This is a genomic window from Pseudomonas sp. NPDC089569, assembly GCF_050280625.1.
Lineage (GTDB): Bacteria > Pseudomonadota > Gammaproteobacteria > Pseudomonadales > Pseudomonadaceae > Aquipseudomonas.
Genome location: NZ_JBNNVQ010000005.1, coordinates 68,376 through 75,374, shown reverse-complemented (window position 1 = coordinate 75,374; position 6,999 = coordinate 68,376). Strand labels below are relative to the sequence as shown.

Here is a 6,999-nt window from a genome sequence, read left to right as displayed (position 1 = left end):
CGAGCCTCGCTCCTACAGGCGAAGAACGATAACGCGGTGCGACAGGTACACCGCGGCGCCTGGTTCGCCGTAGGAGCCAGGCTTGCCGGCGAAGAACGATAACGCGGTACAACATATGCACCGCGGCGCCTGGTTCGCGGGCAAGCCTCGCTCCTACAGGCGAAGAACGCTTTGGCTGCCTAGTCCGTTTTAATGATTCGAACAGCACCTGCGCCGCCCCAGACTGCAGCATTCATCCGCTTTGCAGAGACAGCCCCATGGAGTTCGCTTTTACCGAAGAACACTTGATGATTCGCGACAGCGCCGAGCGTTTTCTCGCCCAGGCCAGCGACTCGCATGCCGTGCGCGCCGCCATGAGCCGCGCGGATGGCCATGACCCCGAGGTCTGGCAACGGATCGGCCAGGAACTGTACTGGCCGGCCCTGATGGTGCCCGAGCGCTTTGGCGGGATGGGCCTGGGGTTTGTCGATCTGGCGATCCTGCTGGAACAAAGCGGTCGCTACCTGCTGGGCTCACCGCTATTCGCCACCGCCTGCCTGGCCACACCGGCGCTGTTGCTGGGCCATAACGAGGCGGTGCAGGAACATTGGCTGGGGGCGATTGCCGCCGGTGAAACCCGTGCAACCCTGGCCTTCGCCAGTGTGCCGGGGCTTGAGGCCAGCAGCGTGCAGGCCGTGGCCGAACCGTGCCCCGCAGGCTGGTCCCTCAATGGCCGGTACGCCCAGGTCATCGATGGCGCCTCGGCGGATCTGTTGATCGTCGCCGCCCGCGCTCCGGGGACTCAAGACGTTCAGGGCATCAGCCTGTTCGCCCTGCCCGCCGATACGCCGGGTGTGATGCGCACGCCCCTGGCGACCCTGGACCAGACCCGTCGCCTGGCACGCATCGATTTGCAGGATGTGCAGGTCAACGAAGCGCAACGACTTTGCGGTCCCGAACTGGGCTGGGCGGTGCTGCGCGATACCCTGCTGATCGCCGCCATCGGGCTCGCCGCCGAGCAGACCGGTGGCGCGCAACAGGCCCTGGACCTGACCCTGGCCTACATTGCCGAGCGCCGGCAGTTCAAACGCACCATTGCCAGTTTCCAGGCGATCAAACACCGCTGCGCCGACATGATGCTGCAAGTCGAATGCGCCCGCTCGGCGGCCTACTACGCCGCCTGCGTGGCCCAGGAACGCCTCGCGTCCGAGGGCGATGCCACGGTGGCAGGCGAACTCGAACTGGCGGCCGCCACCGCGAAGATCCATGCCAGCGAGACGTTTTTCCACTGCGCCGCCGAGTCGATTCAATTGCACGGCGGCGTCGGCTTCACCTGGGAATACGATCCACACCTGTACTTCAAACGTGCCCGCGCCGGCGAGCAACTGCTGGGCAGCCCGGCGTTGCACCGTGAGCGCCTGGCCGCGCAACTATTGGGAGAGCAAGCATGAAAATCGGTTTCAGTCGTGCCGACGAAGCATTCCGCGATGAAGTCGCCCAGTGGATGGCCGAGCACCTGAGCGGCGAATTTGCCCCCCTGCGCTTTCGCGGCGGGCCGGGGGATGAACACAGTTTTCCAGAGGAACGCAAGGCCTGGGAGCGCGAACTGGCCGCCGGTGGCTGGATCGGCGTCGGCTGGGCCAGGGAACAGGGCGGCCGGGGACTGTCCATCAGCCAGCAGGTGATCTTCCACGAAGAATATGCCCGTGCAGGTGGGCCAGGACGCATGGGGCATATTGGCGAAGGCCTGGTCGGCCCCACCCTCGCCGCTTTCGGCACGCGCGAGCAACAGCAGCGCCTGTTGCCCGGCATCCTCGACGGCAGCCAGTTCTGGTGCCAGGGCTACTCGGAACCGGGCGCGGGTTCGGACCTGGCCAACGTACAGACGCGGGCGAAACTCGATGCCTCGGGCGAAAACTGGCTGATCAGCGGGCAGAAAGTCTGGACCTCCCTGGCCCATGAAGCGGACTGGTGTTTCGTGCTGGCACGCACCGAACCCGGCAGCCAGGGGCATCAGGGCCTATCGTTTTTGCTGGTGCCGATGGACCAGGCCAGCATTGGCGTGCAACCGATCCAGCAACTGACCGGCACCAGCGAATTCAACGAGGTGTTCTTCGACGAGGCCGTCACTGGCGTCGACAACCTGATCGGCCAACCGGGCGACGGCTGGAAGATCGCCATGGCCCTGCTGGGCTTTGAACGCGGCGTGTCCACCCTGGGCCAGCAGATGCAGTTCCACAACGAACTCGACGAAATCATCCGCATCGCCCGCGCCAACGGCGCCGCGCGCGACCCGCTGCTGCGCCAGCGCATCGCCCAGGCCTGGGCCGGGCTCAAAGTGCTGCGCTACAACTCCCTGCGCATGCTCTCGGGCCCGCAGGACGGCAACCTCGGTCGTGAAGCGATGATCTACAAGCTTGCATGGTCGAACTGGCACCGCGACCTGGGAAAACTGGCCATGGACGTGCTGGGCGATGCCGCGGAAATCCTCGATGCCGAGCCCTACCAGCTCAACCGCCTGCAGTCGTTGTTCCTGTTCACCCGCTCCGACACCATTTATGGCGGCAGCAACGAGATCCAGCGCAACGTGATTGCCGAACGAGCGCTGGGCATGCCACGCGAACCTCGGATCACCAATTAGAACGACACCCCGCCCTGTAGGAGCCAGGCTTGCCGGCGAAGAACGATGACGCGGTGTGACAGATACATTGTGGTGTCTGGTTCGCGGGCAAGCCTCGCTCCTACGGGCGAACAACGATAACGCGGTATGACAGATACATTGTGGCGTCTGGTTCGCGGGCGAGCCTCGCTCCTACGGGCGAAGAACGATGGCGCGGTGCAACAGATACACCGCAGCGCCCGGTTCGCCCGTAGGAGCCAGGCTCGCCGGCGAAGAACGATTACGCGGTGCGGCAGATACACCGCAGCGCCTGGTTCGCGGGCAAGCCTCGCTCCTACGGGCGAACAACGATAACGCGGTGCAACAGATACACCGCGGCGCCTGGTTCGCCTGTAGGAGCCAGGCTCGCCGGCGAAGAACGATGACGCGGTATGACAGATACATTGTGGCGTCTGGTTCGCGGGCAAGCCTCGCTCCTACGGGCGAACAACGATAACGCGGTGCAACAGATACACCTCGGTGCCTGGTTCGCCTGTAGGAGCCAGGCTCGCCGGCGAAGAACGATGGCGCGGTGCGGCAGATACACCGCAGCGCCTGGTTCGCGGGCAAGCCTCGCTCCTACAGAAAATCCCCCGGTGTTATCGAAACCTCAACGCACCCGAATCTTCGGATCGCCCGCCCCGCGACGCAGGTGGGTGAGAAAGCCTTCCAGCGGTGCGGGTTCGGCGATGTGCGGCAAGGCGTCCTTGTCCGGGCGTTGGGCCCAGAACGCATCCCAGGACGGAAACAGCTCGTGGAAAGTGCCGGCATAAGGCTCGCGCCCCGGCCAACGCATTTTCAAGCCGCCAATCGGTGGCTTGTTCAGGTCGGTCGCGTACCAGTAGCACGGCAGGCGGCGGCGGAAACACCAACGCCCATCGATCCGCTCGTAGTCGTCCCAGTAGAGCATCTGCATGATCACCCACTCCGGGCCCGTTTCATGCTCGTTCTTCGAATAGACCACGCCGGTGGCGTGGTCGGCATCGCTGAACTCGATGATGTGCTGCCCCAGGTGATGAGAGGTGCCGTGGAACTGTTTGCGCATGGTTTCGTCCAGCCAGGCCTTGAGATGCGCACGCCCCGTCTTGTCGCGACCGACACGCACGTCCGGGGCGAAGCAGTTGGCCATGGCATCCATGTCGCGCATGTCCAGCGCCAGGGCGTATTTGCCGGCCAGTTGGCGGATCGCATCCAGCGACTCCAGGCGGTCGATGCGCGCCAGCAATGCATTTGTGTCCTGGTTCATCAGTCGAGCACCGTGTACAGGTCCGAACCGCGCCCGCCATCCACCGCCAGGCTGGCACCGGTAACGTACGAGGCCTCATCGCTGGCCAGGAACACGATGGCGTTGGCCAGCTCCACCGGCAGGCCGACCCGTTTCATCGGGATCACTTTTTCGGTGTTGCTGCGGGTCTTGGCGTCAGCCAGCATGCCCGCCGTGGCCGGGGTGTCGACCACGCCCGGAATGATCACGTTGCAGCGGATGTTATGCGGTGCGCCCTCGCTGGCCGCCGCCCGGCTGAAGTTGATCACCGCCGCCTTCGCCGCCGAGTAGCCGGCCATCCATGCGGTGCCGAACAGACCGCAGATGGACGCGATGTTGACGATCGATCCGCCACCCTGCGCTTTCATCAATTGCATCGCGGTGCGGGTGCCCCAGAAGGTGCCGTCCACGGTGGTGGCGAAGTTGGCGTGCCAGTCAGCCGTGGTCATCGTGTCGATGCCACCCCAGGTGTAGGCCATGGCGTTGTTGACCAGGATGTCCAGGCGCCCGTGCCGCTGCGCGGTGGCTTGCAGCGCATCGACATAAGCCTGCTCGTCGCTGACATCGGCCACGGCGATGTCGGCCTGTCCGCCCTGGGCACGGATTTTTTCCTGTACGCCTTGCAGAGGTTCGATGCGGCGGCCGCACAGCACCACCGTGGCGCCCTCTTCGGCGAATCGCAGTGCGGTGGCTTCGCCAATGCCGGACCCGGCGCCGGTAACGAAGGCGATTTTTCCTTGTAGACGTTTGCTCATGGGTGACTCCCTGATCAGATAAAGGCCATGCCGCCGTTGACGGCGATGTTCTGCCCGGTCATGAAGCTGGCGTCTTCACTGGCCAGGAACACGGCGACTCGGGCGATCTCGTCGGTCTCGCACATGCGGCCCAGGGGCACGTTTTTCAGCAGCGTTTGCATGTAGTCGTCGGGAATGCCGGCCATCATCGGCGTGTTGGTCGGCCCCGGCACCAGGGTGTTGACGCGTATGCCGCTGGCCGCCAGTTCGCGGGCGATCGAACGGGTCAGACCCATCACCGCGGCTTTCGAGGCGCAGTAGTGGCTCGGGCCGTCGCCCGTCAGCGCAGCGGTGCTGGAAAGGTTGATGATCGCGCCCTTGCGACCGCCCTTGACCATCAGTTTGGCGCCCTCGCGACAACACAGGAACGTGCCGCCCAGGTTCACGCCGATCACCCGCGCCCAGCTCTCGTCAGGGGTTTCGAGGAAGCTGTCCAGCGCACCGACGCCCGCGTTGTTGACCAGGATGTCGAGACCGCCGAAATGCTGTTCGGCCTGGCCCATGGCATCGGCCACGGAGGCTCCGTCAGCGACGTTGCAGGCCAGGGCCAGCACCTTGTCGCCCAAGTCGGACAGGCTCTGCGCCAATGCCGCCTGATTCAGGTCGACAGCGACCACGTTGGCGCCTTCGGCGACAAAACCACGCACGATAGCCTGGCCCATGCCCTGCCCGGCGCCGGTCACAAAGGCCACCTTATTGAGTAACTTCATAGCGATCTCCGAGTGTGCAAATACGCTGCGACCCCGCTGCCCGTGCAACGGGACCGTCCCCGAATGATTAGCGGCAAGTGCCATGGCGGACATCGTCCGAGGGGACTAGGGGGCGTTCTCAATTGGTTTCCCCGCCGCGTTGTCGCCTTGAAGCGCGCCAGGCATGGCGCAGGTCGCTGGGAATGGTTGCTCCCTTTCCAAGGCCTGCAACGCAGCCAGGCCCGCTTGAAGGCACAACCCGAAGGGCCGCGTGGTCTGAACGGACGATGTGAACAGCCCCGCCAGAGCCCCAGCATGCGCAGGGTGCGTATCCCGCCAGGTGCAGCGTTCCCCTTCGACTTGCAGCAGCGCCTGGCGCGGGTGCGCTTGATGATTTCGCAGACAATGGAGAACCCCATGAACCAATCCGTAGACCTGCCTCTGCCCGTCGGCCATTACGCGACCCTGCCCAACGGCCTGCGCCTGCACTACCTGGATGAGGGCACGGGCCCCGTGGTGCTGTGGCTGCACGGCAGCGGCCCGGGCGCCAGCGGCTTCAGTAACTTCAAGGGCAACTACCCGCAGTTTGTCGCCGCCGGCTATCGCAACATCCTGCTCGACTTGCCGGGTTTCGGCCGCTCGGACAAACCCGAAGACGTGCAGTACCACCTGGATTTCTTCGTCGATTGTGTGGCGGCATTTCTGGAAGCCATCGGTGTGCAGCGTTGCACGCTGCTGGGTAACTCGCTGGGGGGCGCGATTGCCCTGGGCCTGGCCCTGCGCCTGCCGCAGCTGCCCCAGAGCCTGATCCTGCTGGCACCCGGCGGTGTCGAAGAGCGCGAGACCTACTTCAAGATGCAAGGCATCGTGCGCATGGTCACCCTGTTCAACGCAGGCCCCATCGGCATGGAGGAAATGCGCGCCATGATGCGCCTGCAGCTGTTCGATGATTCGATCCTGCCGGAAAGCCTGTTGCAAGAGCGCGTGGCGGTGGCCGTGACCCAGCCGAAAAACCTGTTCAGCACAATGATGGTGCCGAACATGGAAGCGCGCCTGGGCGAAATCCAGTGCCCGATCTTCGGCTTCTGGGGCAGCGACGATCACTTCAATCCGGTCAGCGGCGCCCAGCGCATCATCGACGGCGCGCCGAACGCCCGCTTCATTGTGCTCAACCGTTGCGGGCACTGGGTCCAGGTGGAACACCGCGAACTGTTCAACCGCAGCTGCATCGACTTCCTGCAACACGGCTGATCTGTAGGCGGTGCAACGGATACACCGCGGTGTCTGCTTCGCCTGTAGGAGCCAGGCTTGCCGGCGAAGAACGATAACGCGGTGCAGCAGATACACCGCAGCGTCTGGTTCGCCTGTAGGAGCCAGGCTTGCCGGCGAAGAACGATAACGCGGTGCGACAGATACACCGCGGCGTCCGGTTCGCGGGCTAGCCTCGCTCCTACAGGCGAACAACGATGACGCGGTGCAGCAGATACACCGTAGCGTCTGGTTCGCCTGTAGGAGCCAGGCTTGCCGGCGAAGAACGATGACGCGGTAGGACAGATACATCGCGGTGTCTGGTTCGCGGGCTAGCCTCGCTCCTACAGGCGAAGAACGATAACG

Annotated in this window: 6 protein-coding genes; 3 read left to right on the top strand and 3 right to left on the bottom strand. The window is 64.5% G+C overall.

The window, feature by feature from the left end; genetic code table 11:
* The first annotated feature begins 257 nt into the window (after nt 1–257).
* Together ACQKP2_RS04270 and ACQKP2_RS04265 are read left to right on the top strand one after the other, a co-directional pair.
* Entirely contained in the window at nt 258–1,430 is a 1,173-nt protein-coding gene (locus ACQKP2_RS04270; protein WP_427574614.1) for an acyl-CoA dehydrogenase family protein, read from the top strand.
* A complete protein-coding gene (locus ACQKP2_RS04265) occupies nt 1,427–2,620 on the top strand; it encodes an acyl-CoA dehydrogenase family protein (RefSeq protein WP_427574613.1) in 1,194 nt (397 codons plus the stop codon). The genes ACQKP2_RS04270 and ACQKP2_RS04265 overlap by 4 nt, the downstream gene beginning before the upstream one ends.
* A gap of 628 nt (nt 2,621–3,248) precedes the next feature.
* Here ACQKP2_RS04265 and ACQKP2_RS04260 read toward each other — a convergent pair.
* The 3 genes from ACQKP2_RS04260 to ACQKP2_RS04250 are packed head-to-tail and all read right to left on the bottom strand — an operon-like array spanning nt 3,249 to nt 5,406.
* Nucleotides 3,249–3,884 carry a nuclear transport factor 2 family protein gene (locus ACQKP2_RS04260; protein ID WP_427574611.1) on the bottom strand — a complete coding sequence of 212 codons (636 nt, stop codon included), beginning with the start codon at nt 3,882–3,884 and terminating at the stop codon, nt 3,249–3,251.
* Nucleotides 3,884–4,657 (bottom strand): SDR family NAD(P)-dependent oxidoreductase, encoded by a 774-nt coding sequence (locus ACQKP2_RS04255; RefSeq protein WP_427574610.1) that lies wholly within the window; start codon nt 4,655–4,657, stop codon nt 3,884–3,886. Before ACQKP2_RS04255 ends, ACQKP2_RS04260 begins: the two co-directional genes overlap by 1 nt.
* 14 nt (nt 4,658–4,671) lie before the next feature.
* Nucleotides 4,672–5,406, bottom strand: a complete 735-nt coding sequence (locus tag ACQKP2_RS04250; RefSeq protein ID WP_427574608.1) for an SDR family NAD(P)-dependent oxidoreductase — start codon at nt 5,404–5,406, stop codon at nt 4,672–4,674.
* 396 nt (nt 5,407–5,802) lie between these two features.
* Here ACQKP2_RS04250 and ACQKP2_RS04245 point away from each other — a divergent pair, with 396 nt between their 5' ends.
* A complete protein-coding gene (locus ACQKP2_RS04245; protein WP_427574607.1) occupies nt 5,803–6,636 on the top strand; it encodes an alpha/beta fold hydrolase in 834 nt (277 codons plus the stop codon).
* Nucleotides 6,637–6,999: the final 363 nt, after the last annotated feature.

Excerpts from the sequence above, each read along its gene's own strand:
- ACQKP2_RS04265 (WP_427574613.1), top strand. The coding sequence starts at position 1,427 with ATGAAAATCGGTTTCAGTCGTGCCGACGAAGCATTCCGCGATGAAGTC.
- ACQKP2_RS04270 (WP_427574614.1), top strand. The coding sequence starts at position 258 with ATGGAGTTCGCTTTTACCGAAGAACACTTGATGATTCGCGACAGCGCC.
- ACQKP2_RS04255 (WP_427574610.1), bottom strand. The coding sequence starts at position 4,657 with ATGAGCAAACGTCTACAAGGAAAAATCGCCTTCGTTACCGGCGCCGGG.
- ACQKP2_RS04260 (WP_427574611.1), bottom strand. The coding sequence starts at position 3,884 with ATGAACCAGGACACAAATGCATTGCTGGCGCGCATCGACCGCCTGGAG.
- ACQKP2_RS04250 (WP_427574608.1), bottom strand. The coding sequence starts at position 5,406 with ATGAAGTTACTCAATAAGGTGGCCTTTGTGACCGGCGCCGGGCAGGGC.
- ACQKP2_RS04245 (WP_427574607.1), top strand. The coding sequence starts at position 5,803 with ATGAACCAATCCGTAGACCTGCCTCTGCCCGTCGGCCATTACGCGACC.